At 42.0% G+C, this 16,399-nt stretch carries 12 protein-coding genes and 2 pseudogenes; 7 read left to right on the plus strand and 7 right to left on the minus strand.

The annotated features are described in order from the left end of the window. Positions 1–155: 155 nt before the first annotated feature. Positions 156–455, minus strand: a complete 300-nt coding sequence (locus QQK21_RS01710; RefSeq protein ID WP_031858044.1) for a hypothetical protein — start codon at positions 453–455, stop codon at positions 156–158. Between the two features lie 519 nt (positions 456–974). Here QQK21_RS01710 and QQK21_RS01715 point away from each other — a divergent pair. The 7 genes and pseudogenes from QQK21_RS01715 to tenpIN form a co-directional block, all read left to right on the plus strand. Beyond that, positions 975–3,050, plus strand: a pseudogene (locus QQK21_RS01715) (type VI secretion system Vgr family protein); the annotation flags it as partial. A gap of 318 nt (positions 3,051–3,368) precedes the next feature. Next, the gene (locus QQK21_RS01720) at positions 3,369–4,706 is read left to right on the plus strand and encodes a hypothetical protein (protein ID WP_284190482.1); all 1,338 of its coding nucleotides are present in this window, start codon (positions 3,369–3,371) and stop codon (positions 4,704–4,706) included. Continuing rightward, on the plus strand, positions 4,703–5,686 hold the full coding sequence (locus tag QQK21_RS01725; RefSeq protein WP_284190483.1) for a PoNe immunity protein domain-containing protein: 984 nt from the start codon (positions 4,703–4,705) through the stop codon (positions 5,684–5,686). Before QQK21_RS01720 ends, QQK21_RS01725 begins: the two co-directional genes overlap by 4 nt. 71 nt (positions 5,687–5,757) lie before the next feature. Next, entirely contained in the window at positions 5,758–6,123 is a 366-nt protein-coding gene (locus QQK21_RS01730; RefSeq protein ID WP_284190484.1) for a hypothetical protein, read from the plus strand. After that, the gene (locus QQK21_RS01735; RefSeq protein WP_284190485.1) at positions 6,120–7,100 is read left to right on the plus strand and encodes a PoNe immunity protein domain-containing protein; all 981 of its coding nucleotides are present in this window, start codon (positions 6,120–6,122) and stop codon (positions 7,098–7,100) included. Before QQK21_RS01730 ends, QQK21_RS01735 begins: the two co-directional genes overlap by 4 nt. A 109-nt stretch (positions 7,101–7,209) precedes the next feature. Further along, positions 7,210–7,952 (plus strand): annotated as a pseudogene (locus QQK21_RS01740) (IS3 family transposase); the annotation flags it as partial. A 264-nt stretch (positions 7,953–8,216) separates the two neighbouring features. Next, positions 8,217–8,696, plus strand: a complete 480-nt coding sequence (gene tenpIN, locus QQK21_RS01745) for a type III toxin-antitoxin system TenpIN family toxin (RefSeq protein WP_284190486.1) — start codon at positions 8,217–8,219, stop codon at positions 8,694–8,696. Positions 8,697–9,075: 379 nt separating this feature from the next. Here the strand turns inward: tenpIN and QQK21_RS01750 are convergent, their stop codons facing one another. From QQK21_RS01750 to tnpA, 6 genes are all read right to left on the minus strand, one after another. Further along, the gene (locus QQK21_RS01750) at positions 9,076–9,903 is read right to left on the minus strand and encodes a hypothetical protein (RefSeq protein ID WP_284190487.1); all 828 of its coding nucleotides are present in this window, start codon (positions 9,901–9,903) and stop codon (positions 9,076–9,078) included. Positions 9,904–9,906: 3 nt separating this feature from the next. Continuing rightward, positions 9,907–10,473 carry a hypothetical protein gene (locus tag QQK21_RS01755; RefSeq protein WP_284190488.1) on the minus strand — a complete coding sequence of 189 codons (567 nt, stop codon included), beginning with the start codon at positions 10,471–10,473 and terminating at the stop codon, positions 9,907–9,909. A gap of 360 nt (positions 10,474–10,833) precedes the next feature. Next, on the minus strand, positions 10,834–13,506 hold the full coding sequence (locus QQK21_RS01760; RefSeq protein WP_284190489.1) for an N-6 DNA methylase: 2,673 nt from the start codon (positions 13,504–13,506) through the stop codon (positions 10,834–10,836). A 477-nt stretch (positions 13,507–13,983) separates the two neighbouring features. Beyond that, entirely contained in the window at positions 13,984–15,513 is a 1,530-nt protein-coding gene (gene tnpC, locus QQK21_RS01765) for an IS66 family transposase (RefSeq protein ID WP_284190490.1), read from the minus strand. A gap of 59 nt (positions 15,514–15,572) precedes the next feature. Next, on the minus strand, positions 15,573–15,926 hold the full coding sequence (gene tnpB, locus QQK21_RS01770) for an IS66 family insertion sequence element accessory protein TnpB (RefSeq protein WP_284190491.1): 354 nt from the start codon (positions 15,924–15,926) through the stop codon (positions 15,573–15,575). Next, entirely contained in the window at positions 15,923–16,243 is a 321-nt protein-coding gene (gene tnpA / locus QQK21_RS01775; RefSeq protein ID WP_284190492.1) for an IS66 family insertion sequence element accessory protein TnpA, read from the minus strand. The genes tnpB and tnpA overlap by 4 nt, the downstream gene beginning before the upstream one ends. Positions 16,244–16,399: the final 156 nt, after the last annotated feature.

Here is a 16,399-nt window from a genome sequence, read left to right on the forward strand (position 1 = left end):
GAATATACGACCGCATCTTAACTTTTATGGTTCGTCGCTTTGTAAATACGTGGATTCCATATACACTTCGGGGCATTTTTGATTTTGACTGATTTGTGCAACAGGCTGTTACACAGTTGGGAAGCGGCTTTTTTCACTAACAAGCGAGTCTGATTTTAGCCACCAACAGGTTGTTGACCAAATTTTTCATCGGGAAGATCTTGCTCATCATCGAACATCACAATGCTTCTACGATGCTCCTTTAGAGCAGATAATGCAACTTGAAAACAACTTTCACACATATCAAGGTGGTGGGTAATACCGTCCATTTTTGACCCAAATCCCCAGTTAGCAGTCAGTTCACCAACCTCTTCTAACTTAACGCCATTTGAATCGACGACCATCACGCTAGTACCACAGATATCACAACATCGATCAACAACGACCTCTATCGTTTTTTGTCCATAAACTTTCATTGTGAACTCCTGTTGCTGATAAGATTAATCATTACTTGGATGTTAGCCAGTACCAAATAACAACTAAGTAGTAGCTGAAATTATAGCTGTCCTATAGGCAACTGAGCAATTAACAAAGTCGCTGAATTTTCATTGTTACTCAGCGAGGTATCCTTCTTATGTAGACACGTTTAAGTCATGAGGCAGAGCAAAAGGGAACAGGCTCAATTGACGCTGGCACAGAATGGGGCAAAACCACGACTGAGATACAAAGCTGCCCACCTCCGCACTGCAAACCCCATCACAAAACCACAATTATCTACTGAGAGTAAAAACCGTCGTTTTCACTGGCCTTTTAGTCTCTTTAAACGCCCCTCTAGGCACTTGCACCAATCCATTAGTGAATTGGTGGGTGTTTTTTAGCCTTTATCTCCTGTTTTTGCACAGTGATGATTTCAATATAACTTGTTACAGTTCAGCCATTTAATATGCATGCGGATTAATTATCCACAATTACTGTGATCACAAGAGTGAAGCTGTATGGCGAATGATATTGAGTTTAGTTTTGAAGTCTCTGGGTTTTTAGGGGCATTCAAAGTCGAAAGTTTTCGGGTAACGGAAGCCCTGTCTGCCCCGTTTGAAATGAGCCTGACTGTCTTATCTGAAAATGATGACATTAGCTTCGAGGCGCTGAGCCGAAAAACAGGCGTGCTGAATATCTATGGTCAAGGCTTAGCGGCGGCTCGCCAGTTTAACGGCAGTGTTTCAGAGCTGAGCTATTTAGGCTCTGGACGCCGTTATTCTCGCTATCTTATCACCCTAGTGCCTCAACTTTGGTTTTTAACCCAGCGTCAAGATTGTCGGATTTTTCAAAATAAAACTGCGCCAGATATTATTCGCCATGTTTTTGATGATGCGGGAATGAGCGATTACCGCTTTGAGCTGGTAGGGCAATACAAAGAAAAAGAGTACCTGTTGCAATACCGTGAAAGTGACCACCATTTTGTCCAGCGCCTTTTGGCGGAGCATGGCATGTGGTTTTACTTTGAGCACAGTGATACCGCACATACTATGGTGATTGTTGATAGTAATGATGCCATTCCTGAGCTTGTCAGCACGCCGCTCAATGCTTCTTATCTTGGGCCTATGCTGTTTCAATCTCACGGTGGCGGTGTGTCCGATAAAGAGCATATTTTCGACCTTGAGCAAATCCATCGCGCCCTTACCAGTGATGTCAGCTATAGCGATTATAATTACCTCACCCCAAAAATTCCGCAAAACACCGCCGCCCAAGATGGTGTGAATACAGATTTAAAACGCTTTGATTATCCTGGGCGTTACACTTCTCCAGATTTTGGTGGCCAGCGCAGTAAGGAATGGATGTCAGAATACAGAGTTGATAGTGATCAGGTTCATGCCTCAAGCAACATTATGCGCTTAGCATCTGGGGTGAGTTTTGAGATAAGCGAGCATCCGCGCTCCTCGGTCAATCGTGATTATCTCATGTTCTCTGTGATGCATTCTGGTGACAACCCTCGCGTGCACGAAGAAGAAGGGGCTGATGCACCCACAACCTACCAAAATCAGTTTGTCTGCCTGCCGCGTGATGTGACCTATCGCGCGCCGAAAATGGCCGCCCCTGTAGTAGATGGGCCGCAAACAGCGGTGGTGGTTGGGCCTGCGGGAGAAGAAATCTACACCGACGAGTTTGGGCGAATTAAGGTTCAGTTTCACTGGGATCGCTACGGGCAAAGTGATGAGCACAGCTCATGCTGGCTGCGAGTCAGCCAATCTATGGCCGCGCCAAATTGGGGCGCAGTGTATCTGCCACGCATCGGTCATGAAGTGGTGGTGACCTTTTTAGAAGGCGATCCTGATAGGCCGCTTGTCACAGGTGCGGTATATAACGGTTTACATACCCCACCTTATGAGTTGCCAGAGCATAAAACCCGCACTGTTTTTCGTACCCAAAGTCATAAGGCAGACGGTTACAACGAAATGCACTTTGAAGATGAAAATGACCAAGAAGAGGTGTATTTCCACGCGCAAAGGAACATGAAAACCAAGGTTCTCAACAATCGCTACCGAGATATAGGTAACGATGAAGAGCTGAAAGTGGGCCGCAACCAAGAAAACGAAATCTTTGGTGATCGCAAAGAAGACATCCACGGTCATAAGACTTCTGTCACTAAGCAAACCTTTACTGAAGAAGTCATTAGTGACGTTTCTGTGTCGTACAACGAGAACATGACTAAGACAGTCGCCAGCGACCAACACAAGAAAATTCAATATAACCAAAAGACCCTGATAGGCAAAAATGACGAATTGTCGGTCGGTGGCGATCAGTCTCAAGAGATATGGCAGTCTCGGTCGGTGGATGTGTCTGAAAATGATAACCAAACCATAGGTCAACACTTAACTGTCAGAGTAGGAAGCAATACGTCTGTCAAATCCGATGGACAAACTGCGGTGATAAGCTCCGACGAAATTCGGCTGCAAGTGGGGGCGTCAGGCTTATTATTGAAAAACGACGGAAGAATTCATTTATACGGAACAGATATAGCAGTATCAGGTATCGCTGATATCGCGGTCAAAGGCGCTAAAGTGAAAGTCAACCCTAGCGCAGCAGGCTCTCAAAATACGGCTAGGCCTTCTTTTATTGGAAAGCAAAAACCTAATGAGGAGCGGTTCTTAGAGTTTTTCTATCAAAATAGTGAACTTAGCCCAATTCCCAACGTGCCATACCGTGCTGTCTTTACAGATGGCTCAAAGGTGACTGGCGCTCTCGACTCTGATGGATATGCGCGGTTAGACAAGCCTGCCGACGGCTATGTTGACATTTATTATGAACCAGAAGACACCTATCAAGATCTTGCGAGAGAGCCGATTTCCAATCTTCTAAATAATATCGATAAGCTGTAAGGAAGCGACTCAATGTTAGGTAATGATATTTTCCAAGCGCTCTACGACAACTTGGAACAAGCAGTCGGCAATGCTGAATACTTCATTAAAGAAAAAGCTCAACAAATTTCTGATGCTGCGTCGGCAAGTCTTGAATGGATTTGGGAAGCATTGCAAGGCGACTTCAATGAAGACATGTCTGCGGGGCAAATTGCAGCCAATGCCTTGTTGGGACTTATCCCCATTGTTGACCAAGTGTTAGACTGTCGAGACTTGGTTGCGAACTGTAACAAAATACACGATGACCCAGAAGATAGCTGGGCTTGGATTGCGCTTGTTCTTACACTGATAGGATGTATACCGACACTCGGCTCTGCGGTAAAAGGAGTGGTTAAAATCATATTTCTTTTCGCCCGTAAATCGGCAGGGGATATGACAAAAGCGTTAGGTAAGGCTTTAAAACCCATTAATACGTTTTTACTCGATCCCAAGGTGCAAAAGGTGTTGGGTAATCTCAGTGTTTCATCCGTACTAAAAGATGTCGTTGATAGCATCGGCAGCATAAAAAGTAGCTTATCAGCTCCAATGCTGATGACTTTATTCGATGAAGTCATAGGGACATTTAAAGGGTTGATGACAAAACTAAAGGTTATCGCCCCCAACGACGTCATTGAATGGATGGAAACTGCGCTTAAAAGCATGCAATATGTTCGCGTGCAGGCAGATATCATGGTGCCTAACGCACTCAAAGAAGCGATTTATAAATTAGAGGATCTTGAACTGGCGTTAAAAAAACAAATTAAGGCGCTGGAACAGCCTCACAAAGCGTTGGCGGATACGAAATCCATCCATAGACTTGATGATAGTGTTGCGGATATTGATCCCCATATCATTCGTTCGATGAAAGCCTCACAAAAAGGCATTTACGGTGAAATCATTAGTGATCACTATATGAAAGAGCACGGTTTTATCAACTTGTTGCCCGAAGATAGACAAGTTCGGAAAATGACCGACAAACCTCGTGGACGTGGTATTGACGGAATTTACAAAAATTCCGAACCACCACCGCCTTATGTTGTCACCGAAACCAAATACCGAACAGAAGCAGGAAAGTACATTGATGGTGATGGTATCGCGAAAGATACCATGTTAAGTACAACGAAAGGCAGCAAAGGCTATAAATCTGCGAAACAGATGAGTGATAGATGGATTTTAGATAGACTGGACGATGAAGTACCTTCCAAAATTCGCAGAGATATTGAAGATGAGGGCTATCAAAGATGGTTAATGATTGTTGATTCGTCGGGCAGTGTGGTGAACGTAAGTCAATTGGATAAGAATGCAAAAGCTATAGGTATTGTAGAGCTATGAAGTTGAAAGTTGCAGATTTCGAAAAAATACGTAGAGAACCGTTATTAGAGTATGCTGAATATGAAGAATTGAACGATTTTTTTTGTGAAGACGATTCGTATAGGTATGATCTTTTAAAAGATAACAATAAAGAGTTAACTCACAGGGTTCGTATAAGTTGGTCTATGGTTAGTTCTCGGTTCCAAAGAGTACTTTTAACCTATTCAGCAGGTAATAAGCTTGACGAGGTGAACACTTTATCTGACGTTGCTCTGAGAGAATTACAAAGACATAAATCCGATTTCAATGATGAAAATTTCCTTTTCTGGGAACAAGACTCCTTTCAATTCTTGCTATGGTGTCTAAGTTTTGTCGCGCTAACGGGAAAAACAGAGTATCTATCAACCATCACGCGCATGTATGGTACGTCTCCAGAAGTCAGTGGTGAAGCCTGTATGGCGCAGTTGTTCCGCTTGTTTAATGTTCAGGGCATTCCTGACAGCAGCGAAGAAGCATTGGTTTTCCCTAAAAGCTATCAGCATTTGTACAATGCAATAAAAACAGGGCCGCTCGAACCAAGCAAAAAAGAGCGTGAAGAAAGTGTAAAAGCTTATCTTCGAGGTTGGTATAAAGGCATGAAAGATTGCTATTGGTACGGTAGACACAAAAGACCTGTCGCTAATTTCTTTGGTTACTGGTCGCTGGAAGCCGCCATGGTGACTTTGTTGTTTAACTTGGATGATAGCAGTTATAACCATCTGCCTTATTACCCTAAAGATTGGGTAGAAGAGGCACGCAAACAGGGCTTTGATAAAAGTCTATCGAAAGATAAGCTACCACCCATTCACATTGCTTTTCCCGAAACACCTTGCCCAGTCACGGGGTTATGGCAATCTAACCTGACTTCCGACGTGATTTCTCTGAAAGAAGGAGAGATAATGCCAGGGTCGATACAAGATGACAATGAAACCGCTTACTTTTGGGTATCGAAAACACCTTGATAACATGCGCCAAGCCTTACATTTTATGCCCAGCACTTGCTGGGCATTTTTAATAACGACCCAATCGGAAAATGACCGACAAACCTCGTGGACGTGGTATTGACGGAATTTACAAAAATTCCGAACTACCACCGCCTTATGTTGTCACCGAAACCAAATATCGAACAGAAGCAGGAAAGTACATTGATGGTGATGGTATTGCGAAAGATACCGTGTTAAGTACCACGAAAGGCAGCAAAGGCTATAAATCTGCGAAACAGATGAGCGATGATTGGATTGAACCAAGGATGAAAGATGAACTGACGCGCAGCCAACTAACGAGTATATCTATGGAGGGATATGAACGTTGGTTAATGATTGTTGATAACTCAGGAGAAGTGATTAACATTACAAAATTAGATGAGAAAGCAAGAGCTATTGCTAAGGTAGAGCTATGAACGAACAGACGCTTAAGTTTGATCAAATAAGACGTGAACCGTTACTAGAACGAAAAGAGTTTGAAGAACAATATGAGTTTTTTACAAGTGAATCGCCACTCTACGGTGCACTAAAGGATAAATCTAAGACTGAGCTTCATAGAGCTAGGATTAGTTGGAGTCTCACACTTGACCGCTTTGAGTATACTTTACTTGTATACTCTGGTGGCGGATCCATAACTAGAGTTATAGAGCTATCGGAACTCGCTTTAAAAGAGCTAGAACGGCATAAGAATGATTTCCCCCATAAAGCCTATTTTTTTTGGGAACCCGATTCTTTTCAATTTTTATTGTGGTGTCTGAGTTTTGTCGCGCTAACAGGCAAAACAAAGTATCTATCAACCATCACGCGTATGTATGGTACCTCTCCAGAAGTCAGTGGTGAAGCCTGTATGGCGCAGTTGTTCCGCTTGCTTAATGTTCACGGCATTCCTGACAACACGGAAGAGGCATTAGTCTTCCCTAAAAGCTATCAGCATTTGTACAATGTGATAAAAATAGGGCCGCTTGAACCAAGCAAAAAAGAGCGTGAAGAAAGCATAAAAGCGTATCTTCGTGGGTGGTATAAAGGCATGAAAGATTGCTATTGGTACGGTAGACACAAAAGACCTGTCGCTAATTTTTTTGGTTACTGGTCACTGGAAGCTGCCATGGTAACTTTGTTGTTTAACTTGGATGATAGCAGTTATAACCATCTGCCTTATTACCCTAAAGATTGGGTAGAAGAGGCACGCAAACAGGGCTTTGATAAAAGTCTATCGAAAGATAAGCTACCACCCATTCACATTGCTTTTCCCGAAACACCTTGCCCAGTCACGGGGTTATGGCAATCTAACCTGACTTCCGATGTGATTTCTCTCAAGGAAGGGGAGACAATGCCAGGGCCGATACAAGATGACAATGAAACCGCTTATTTCTGGGTATCACAAACATCTTAATTACACGCGCCAAGCCTTACATTTTATGCCCAGCACTTGCTGGGCATTTTTAATGATGACTAAATCGGAAAATGACCGACAAACCTCGTGGACGTGGTGTTAACGGAATTATTGGATTAAGCATCGCCACAAGGCTATTCAACGCAAGATGCTTTTGAGAACAGTAAGGGACGAGATGGTTCAAGGCGCATCCAGAAAGAACTGTCTGAGAACGGTGATAGCCATAATGTTAAAACCATTGCAGCCAGCATGAAGCGTCAGGACTTAACGCCGAAAGCGGCACGCAAGTTTAAGTGTACAACGGACAGCAAGCATAAGATGCCTGTAGCTCCGAACTTGCTAGCTCAGAACTTTAATGCAACGGCCCCGAATCAGAAATGGGCGGGAGATATCACATATCTTGCCACAAGCGAAGGCTGGCTGTATTTAGCTGTGATCATTGACCTTTACTCACGACAACTGATCGGTTGGTCGATGGATACGAGGATGACAGCAACATTGGTCTGCGATGCTTTATCAATAGCTCTGTTTCGTCGAGGGTTTCCAGAGGAAGTTATTGTTCATAGTGATCGTGGCAGCCAGTATTGCTCGAAAGATTATCGAGACCTCATAACTGCTTATAATCTAAAACAAAGTATGAGTAGGAAAGGAAACTGCTGGGACAATGCTTGTGTTGAGAGCTTCTTCCATTCGATGAAAGTGGAAGCGATTCAATACGAACCAATAATGACTAGAGATGAGATGCGCCAAGCGGTCTTCGAGTACATAGAGGTTGATTATAATCGGACGAAAAGGCACAGTGCTCTTGGGTATCTAAGCCCAATTAACTTTGAACAGCAAAATGTCGCTTAATGAAGTGTCCAGTCTAGCTGGAGCAGATCATTGAACAAAGTAACTCTCTGATAGACAAGGCTTAAAAGTGCTTGACAGTAGTGGCTACGAGTACTAAAGTATAAGTGTAGATTGTGGCGGTAGGAACATCCCCACGTAAAAAACACCAAATTCCTTGTTTGTTGTGGCGGTAGGAACATCCCCACGTAAAAAACCTAAATTCCTTGTATTATCTACCAGAAAACCCTGACTCAAGTCAGGGTTTTTTTGTATATGGGATCGGATATGGAACTAAAAAAATTAGATCAATCTTTCTATGCAGATAACCCCAAAGTAGAACAAGCTTTAGATTTTGATAGTCAGTTAGGCACATGGAATAGCAGTAAAACCAGAGGTCATGGCATTGTTAAAATCACCATTAACGGATTAACATTCGCCATTCCTGTAAGATCATATATCAAGCACAATGCCTCATATATCTTAGAGGTGAACCGCCAAGATCGAACCATCAAAGGCATGGGGCTGGATTACTCAAAGGCACTCTTAATCAGAGATGATAGCCATGTTACTGATGATGTATTTGTCTTACGAAATAAGAAGTCTGGTAAAAAACTCATCGGCAAAGAAGAACACATAACCAGTCAATTTCAGAAGTATGTTGAAAAATATATTGATGCAGTAAAGCGCAACGATGCCAATATACTCAATAGTTTCGAATATCGCTTCACCACTTTAGTAAACTACCATACAGAACTTGGACTCTGATTTTTCTAAAGGTAATAAGTCAGAATTAAAAAAGCCCTATTCACTGCTGTGGTAGGGCTTTCTACTTTCTCAGCCAGTCATATGTAGCAACACGTTAACCAAACGTCTTGGGTCAGGCTTTGCCTTTTGCCATCCATTAATTTTTCTATATCGAATTTACCGAATGTTCTCTATTCAAACTCCAACACGTAGCTCGGAATGGGGCATTTTTGTGCCAGCCAAGCTCTCGATGACACATTGATGGACAGTTTCACGTTATGATTTCTGATAATTGTCAGGTGTTCGGATAAATTTTACTAGGGCAAAATGAAAGACCTGACCCCGAACATTTTCTGTAGCGCCAAAAACTAACTACTGGCGCCGTAGTCTCTTGTTAGGTTTATGAAGCCATCGATATCACAGAGTTTGCAAGACGCTTCTCTTTTCCAAGCATAGTCGTATAATAACGCTCGTCGATACCAAATAGGACGTACTTCAGATCGTTTTCCGATGATATTGAGAACTTCCCATCTTTGAAGGTTACATTTGGACAATATTCATGAATGTAGTCAAAAATTTCCTGTTTTTGCGTTGCGGAATAATCAGATATTCGGTCGACCGCAATTGCAATACGTTTACGATTAGACACTTTTACACTTGTTACATCGTAACCTTCAGTTAACTCGATAAAGTCTTGTTGAAGAAACTCTGTGACTTCCTCTTGGGTTGCTTCCCTGTATAGTTCTTCAATGCCCTTAAAGATTGCTTTTACCTTCGCGATATCACGAAAGTAAAGTTCGTTTGATGCGGAGTCATATATAGCGTCAGGAGTGTTAGAAAATGAAATGATTTTCTTATTGCTTTCCAGTACTGGCGCGTCAGAAACTGAGAACCACTTTTTAGAAATCAACTGCGAAGGTAGCAGTTTTTGGAAGTACTTTTTCGTGCCATCTTCACAACATAGATATTTGATTTTTTCAAACTTCTCAACAGGCAGCTGGTTGAGAGTGGTTGTATTGATAGGACTCTGTTTTGCTACAAAGTCATTCTCATAGCCTTTCCCTGAGAATTGCTCAATGTAGAACCATTCATCATCATCCAAATTGGTGGATGGTGAATATGCTACTCGATTCGTCAAATCTTGCTGAGCAAAAATTTCATCAGGGGTAGATAAAACTTTATGCAAACCACCTGAACGCACGCCTGCAAAAGCGATTAAGTGCTTCATTAACTATTGCTCCGATGTAATAAACGTATAGTTATTTATCCTTTTTAACTTATAAAACTCAACTTCACATGGCACTTTTAGTTCTTTCTTTGTTATGACAACGATTTTCAAACCTGAGTTATCAGTCAAATGAAAAAACTTGTACCCGAATATCAAAAAGACTGGATTGAAATAGGATATTTTTGAGAAAAATATGAAGATAAATATCATGCTAAACACATAGATAAACGTACCAGAATCCCCCACGCTTAGCGCCACAAAAAAATACCCTAAATAACTTGGCAAAAAGGCATCATTTGCCGTTTCAACAGTTGCTATACTACCTACTGCAATCTGGTCTTCACTTAACCAGCGAACAAGAACCATACTCAGTCCAGTACAACATACCACTGTAATGAAGTATATGACACAAGATGCGTATTTGGGTAGAAAAATTAATAGCTGCTTAACACCTTCATGTTCAACATAGATACTTAGTGAATTAAGGAGTACATCCTCTTTGACCAAGTACACTGTCATAGTTAACAGCAATGAACAAAAAGTCAGCCAAAGCTTATAGAATACGTTCATTTGCAACTCCCATACAGAATCACTGTATATTACAACAGTGTACTGCAAGTTACACCAATTTAAACCTAAAATCCTGCTAAGGGGTGAGAAACGCAATGTACAATGTAATGGGGTCAAGTCCATGAGCTTTTCTATATCAAATCTACCCCATGATTTTTGTTCGAACTTCGACCTGCAACCTATTTTGGGGCAGCTTAGTGCCAGTCTAAGTCAACCTAGCAAGTCAATGGACAAAACCGAGCCAGTGACTTTGCTAATTTAGAAAATGACGGATTAGATTTTTATGGAAAAAATAACGCCGCGCTCACTGGAAATTTGGAGCGCAGCGTAAAACTTTCCGAGGGTAGCGTCTTGTTAGGTTTAGTCTTTGACTCTAGCACCTAATGCCCATAACCCCATTTCACCAACACTTTGTTTTAAAACTTCAAACTTCTTGTATGCTGATGCAATCTTCTGTTGGTGTTCTAAATCAAGTTCACCCTGAGTATCAATGGGGGCATCAAACGATATTTCTTTCACTCGATTGTATAGTTTAGCTTCATACTCATAGTTACCTTCGGCGATCGCTGCTCTGAGTGCGTGCACTGAGTATTCCAAATCTAAACTTTCGTCTAGAACTTCTAATATCATTACATCATCGTGGATAACACATTCTTCATGTCTTAGAAAAACAGCTCCGACACTTCCATTTGCATTAACCGTTATTATTGGTTTTTCTTCGATTGGTATTTTTTTAGATTGAGCGAATTTTTTGCTAATTCTACATAGTGGCATCGAGGGGTCTTTTTTCCCCGAGTAAACTGGTATTGGACCTGGATTTTCGTCACCGTCTTTTCTGGTGACTCGCTTCCCTCTGCGCACATTAAATATCTGCTCATCAGATACAAGTACCTTTCTCATACTACAACTAGTAAGCGCTTTTATTTCAGCCTCTACAGACTTAATTTCATCAGTTAGCTCAATAAAACGCTCTTGAATTTCATCTAAAAAACTAACTCTTGATACAGCTTCTTCTCTTTCCCCTAGTTCGACGAGATCATCATCCGACCAAAATCTGTAGACATCCCAGCGGTCGTCTTTCATAAATTTATTGGATTCAACTATTTTAATATTCTTAACAACTTCTCCAGACAGTTCTTTTCCAGATCTATGGCATATAAATTGTTTTGATATTTCTTGAAGGTCGTTTTCATTAGGTAACGCTATTCTTCGTGCATCAAGTGACTCTCCTACACTGGTAGCGATTGCACAAAATACTTTTGGTCTATATGCTGCTGCGGTCTTTCTTTTTTCAAGAACAAGTATATAGGTTTTTTGTGGAGTTGAATAAAATGCATTACGTGGAAGTGAAATAGACGCTATAACATTACACTCACTAAGAATTTTCTCTTTGGTGGTTCCTTCAGTTCTTGTTAATAATCCCTGAGGCACAATAACGAACGCAATCCCGCCTGGCTTTAGCGCACCAGAGACATATCTTAGAAAGAGTGCTTCTAATCCTAATCCTGAGCGTGAATAGTATTCTTTAAGATCAAATCCATTACGTAACCCTGAAATGTTGGAAATTTCTTCTTTGTAGATTTTTGACCCCTGCGTCACATAAGGTGGATTTGTAAGAATAACATCTACCTTTGAATCAACTGGATACTCCAACGTCCCCAAATGTTGATTCGAGTTTAAAATCACAAAGCTTTCGGCCATTAATTTATTTAACGTGCTAATGGTTGCTTGTGGGTCTCTCAAGCTTTCTGATAGGTGAATCAACATATTGGCCTTAGCCAATATATTTGTATTCTGGTCGCAATCTGCACCAATCAATTTAATTCTACTTTTATGATCGCCATTTTCAAAGGTAATGTTTCCTAGTAGAGATGACGAGTCAATAAGTGGCTCTAATAAAAAACCACCTACACCAGCTGCGGGATCCAATACAACAGAATTATCAGGAAGTTTGTTTAGTTCAGCCATGTCTATTATTGATTTAACGATATTTCTAGGCGTAAAGAACTGACCGAGCTTCTGCTGGCGAACTGTTTTCTTTAAAAATGTTTCATACAATCTTAATTTAAATTCAGGGTCGATATTTTGAAGGCCACCAAAAGCGTTAAAGTATCCAAGAATCTCTAAAAATGTACGATTAAAAGTATCTAGCGAAGTGCTGCTAGATTTCAAAAAAGCAAAGCCATTGATAAGGGAGGTTGGTGAAACAATAGTATTAATTCCAAAGATATCTGATGCAGTACCACCTGTAACCACTTCTTTTTCTTTGAAAATTGACTTAATTTGGTTTCTTATTTCTTGAACATAGTATTCGATCTGAGTCTTTCCATAGTGAGATTTAAACTCATTTTCGTTGAACTTTGCTAGCTCATAAAAACTAAACCTTTTTGGTAATACGGACTCTGGAAGATTATCCGATAGAAACTTAAGTATAAATATTTCAACAAACGTCATCAGACACTGTTTGGGTTCTTCTTTCGTGGCATGCCAGATTGCTTGCCAGACCTTTTCTGCGAGTTCCCCAGGGTTTTTTATTGCATCAACATCATTTGAAATTAACTCTTCAAGGACAGCAGGATTAAAGTCTCGCGATTCTTGAAAGAGAACTAGTTCTTTATCTGACAATGATTTTTTCGAATCCAAGTAAATATACTGAGTGCCATCAGTTATTACTGAAACTTTTGTGCCCAGAACTGCCGATGCGTACAAAGCTTGTTCAATAGCCTTTACTTTCTTTGTATCTGTGTTTAGTTCTGTTGGTTTCTTTACTTCTTTGTTACATAAAACTGTGGTTTTATCGGCAACATGAGAGATGTAAATTGCGTCGGGGCGAGTGTTCTTGGTTCTCTTCGGAGCCTTATATTTACTAAACGGAAAATCAACTGAAGTTGGTACACTATCTAGCAAGCCTATACTTATAAGCTCGTTTACTGTAGTAGCACCTAATTCAAGTAGTTCATATCCCCCAAATGGCTCGCCTTTCAACTTACCATCAACAACGTAATTTCTCTGTATTAGCTCTTCGCCTGGCATTAATTATAATTCCTAAATTATTTTCACAATTGAGAGTCAAGTTCGAATATAAATCTAACATTTTATTAGGAAGCGGACTCGTTTTTCTGAAAACGCCAAACCAATCCAAACCCATGTAACTGGCGCAATAATCACAGAAAAAACGTTAAAAAACCACCCGTGATCGCAAAAAACGTGCTGGCTCGGACTTTCAATACATCCTTCCCACAAAACTGAGCCACTTTTCTCACTAAGACACTTATTTACTAAGGACTGGTATCGTGTCATCAACAAAACGAGCCAGCTTGAATACCTCGTTTTCGCTCGTATTTATAGCCTTTCAGCACCCACGGCGTAAAACACTAATACTTAGCTATTTAGGAACGGACAACAATGCTTTCATGGCAATTGAGAAAAAGTATGGCAAACCTAATCACTGTGGTTTGCGAGGTTGAGCGTCACAGGGTATCCGCCCCATGATACCACGGGGTGATACTACTAATGTTTGAAGTTCCAAGGCAGGAGCGCATCTATATCAGGTTCCGCTTTCGCTAACTCCTGCATGCACTTGACCATGTAGTCGTAAAGGATAAGGCCGTTGGCTTTCGCTGTCTCGACGATACTGTAAAGCATCGCACTCGCTTCCGCTCCATTGGGATTGGTCGAGAAGAGCCAGTTCTTTCTCCCAATGACTAGCGGTTTTATTGCGCGTTCAGCTCGGTTGTTGTCTATCGATAAGTGACCGTCATCGATATAGCGGATCAGCTTCGGCCATTGGCCGAGCGTGTATTTTATCGCCTTACCCAGCGGGCTAGACTCAAGCACTTGTTGAGTTGTCATCCATTTGTAAAGCTCATCCAGTATCGGTTTGGCATGCTGCTGGCGTTCTGATTTTCGTTTTTCCGCAGGCTCACCTTTTAAGCGGGATTCTATCCCATAGAGCTTCTGTATTTTGGCCAGCGCTTTATCCGCTTTGCCTGACTTACCTTTGCCTTGAAGCTTTTTCGCCTCCATGAACTTGCGCCGAGCATGCGCGAAGCAACCGACATTGGTGACTCGATGAAGCCCATCATAAACACCATAGCCATCGGTTTGCAGATAACCATCATAGTCGCCCAAGAAGGCTACAGGGCACGACCTCGCGCGACTGTTTTGATAGTCATACAAGACGATATTTCTCACATTAGGGAATGCGGCACCTAGCGAGTCCGCGCCTGAGCAGTAAAGCCACATATAACATTGCTTGTCTTCCTTGAGGACATTGAGCGGCGTTTCATCCGCCTGAACCACTATTTGCTCGAGTAGGTGCGCTTTTAAGGCCGCGTAAAGCGGGGCGAACTTCTCACTGACTTGGATAATCCACCTTGCCATGGTGGTTCGTGAGAGTTCGATACCCGATTGGGTAAACAGGGATTCTTGGCGGTAAAGTGGCATCGCGTATTGATATTTGCCGAGGATGATATTGGCCAACAAGCTTTCTGTCGCGAAGCTTTTAGGGATAATGCTTTGCGGCGCTGGCTTTTGAACGATGCGGCTGTTGTCCTGAGTTTGCTCGCATTGGCGGCAAGCATATTTAGGACGAACATATTCCAACACTTTAAGTACCGCTGGTGTGAACTCAAGTTTTTCACTGCGGTCTTCACCGATTTTATGCAGATTATGTTGGCAGCAAGCGCACTGCTTTTCATGGTCGTCTAAATCAAGTTCGATAACTTCACGAGGCAAGCTCTTTGGAAGTGGCTGGCGTTTACCGCGTTTCTTCGTTGTGGTGGTCGTCGTGACCTCAACCTCTTCTTCTTTAGCGGCTTCACATTCCACTTCGTTGAAGAGGTCACCTTGGGATTCATCGTAAGGCTTTAACGCCTCCGAGCGTTTAGCGAACTGACGGTCGAAGGCAAGCTTGAGCTGTTCAAGCAGCGACTGACGCTCTTGTTTCAATTGGATTTCTGACGCCATCAGTGCTTTCACCATCGCTTGTAGCTCGGCAACATCTTGGCTTTCTGGGTTGATATTTGGCGTCTTTTTCATGGCATTGATTATACTAAAATCATGCCGTTAACGCTTGGTGGATAAGACTTTATTATCGCTTAAGTCATTGTAAAATCTTTTATTCTAATAGGTTTGTGGCCGATAATCGTGAAGCCAGAAAGCAACCTATCAAGTTCCAATTGAGTTAAGGTAAATACCTCGTTTTGCTCTTTTGATGGCCATTGATATTTGGCTTTTTCAAGGCGTTTGTACCAAAGAGCAAAGCCTGTTTTATCCCAGTACAGCACTTTGATTTTGTCGCGCTGTTTGTTGGTGAATAGGAACAGTGCGCCACTTCCCAAGGGTAAGTCGGTGTCACTTTCGATAATTGCCGCGAGGCCGTTGATGGACTTTCTGAAATCGACGTTTTCACGATAGAGATAGATTTCGGGAGCACTGAGCATGCGTTTCATGACAGCGCACCGATAAGCTCTGCAAGATAGGTCACTGGCGTGCCTTGTGGGATGCTCAGTTCAACATCATTGACGAGCAGTGTCATGTTGGCAACGACAACGTGAGTGGCTTGATACTTTGTGGTCTTTTCAACGACTTCTGCTTTAACAAAGCCAACCGTGTTCGGTTTTTCGATGTGCTTTAACTGTTGGCGCTTAGCGTAAAAAGTGGAGAGACTCAGTCCGTTACGTTCACAGAATAATCGTTGTGATAGCTGGCTGGATTCATAGTGTTCGAACAGGGTTCGCCATTCTTGGTTAGTGCGTCGTTTGGCCATTTCAAATCTCCTTTGGGTTGGAGGTTTGATCTTATGATTCGGGCTAAACGATTAGAATGCGGTGTTTATGATGCGCTTACAAACTAACACCCACTGCATATTTCGGAGCATTCCGATCAGTTATTTCGGGATTATCCGATCACCCATTTCGGTTTA

This window comes from Vibrio zhanjiangensis, assembly GCF_030161235.1.
In the GTDB taxonomy this organism is placed as follows: domain Bacteria; phylum Pseudomonadota; class Gammaproteobacteria; order Enterobacterales; family Vibrionaceae; genus Vibrio; species Vibrio zhanjiangensis.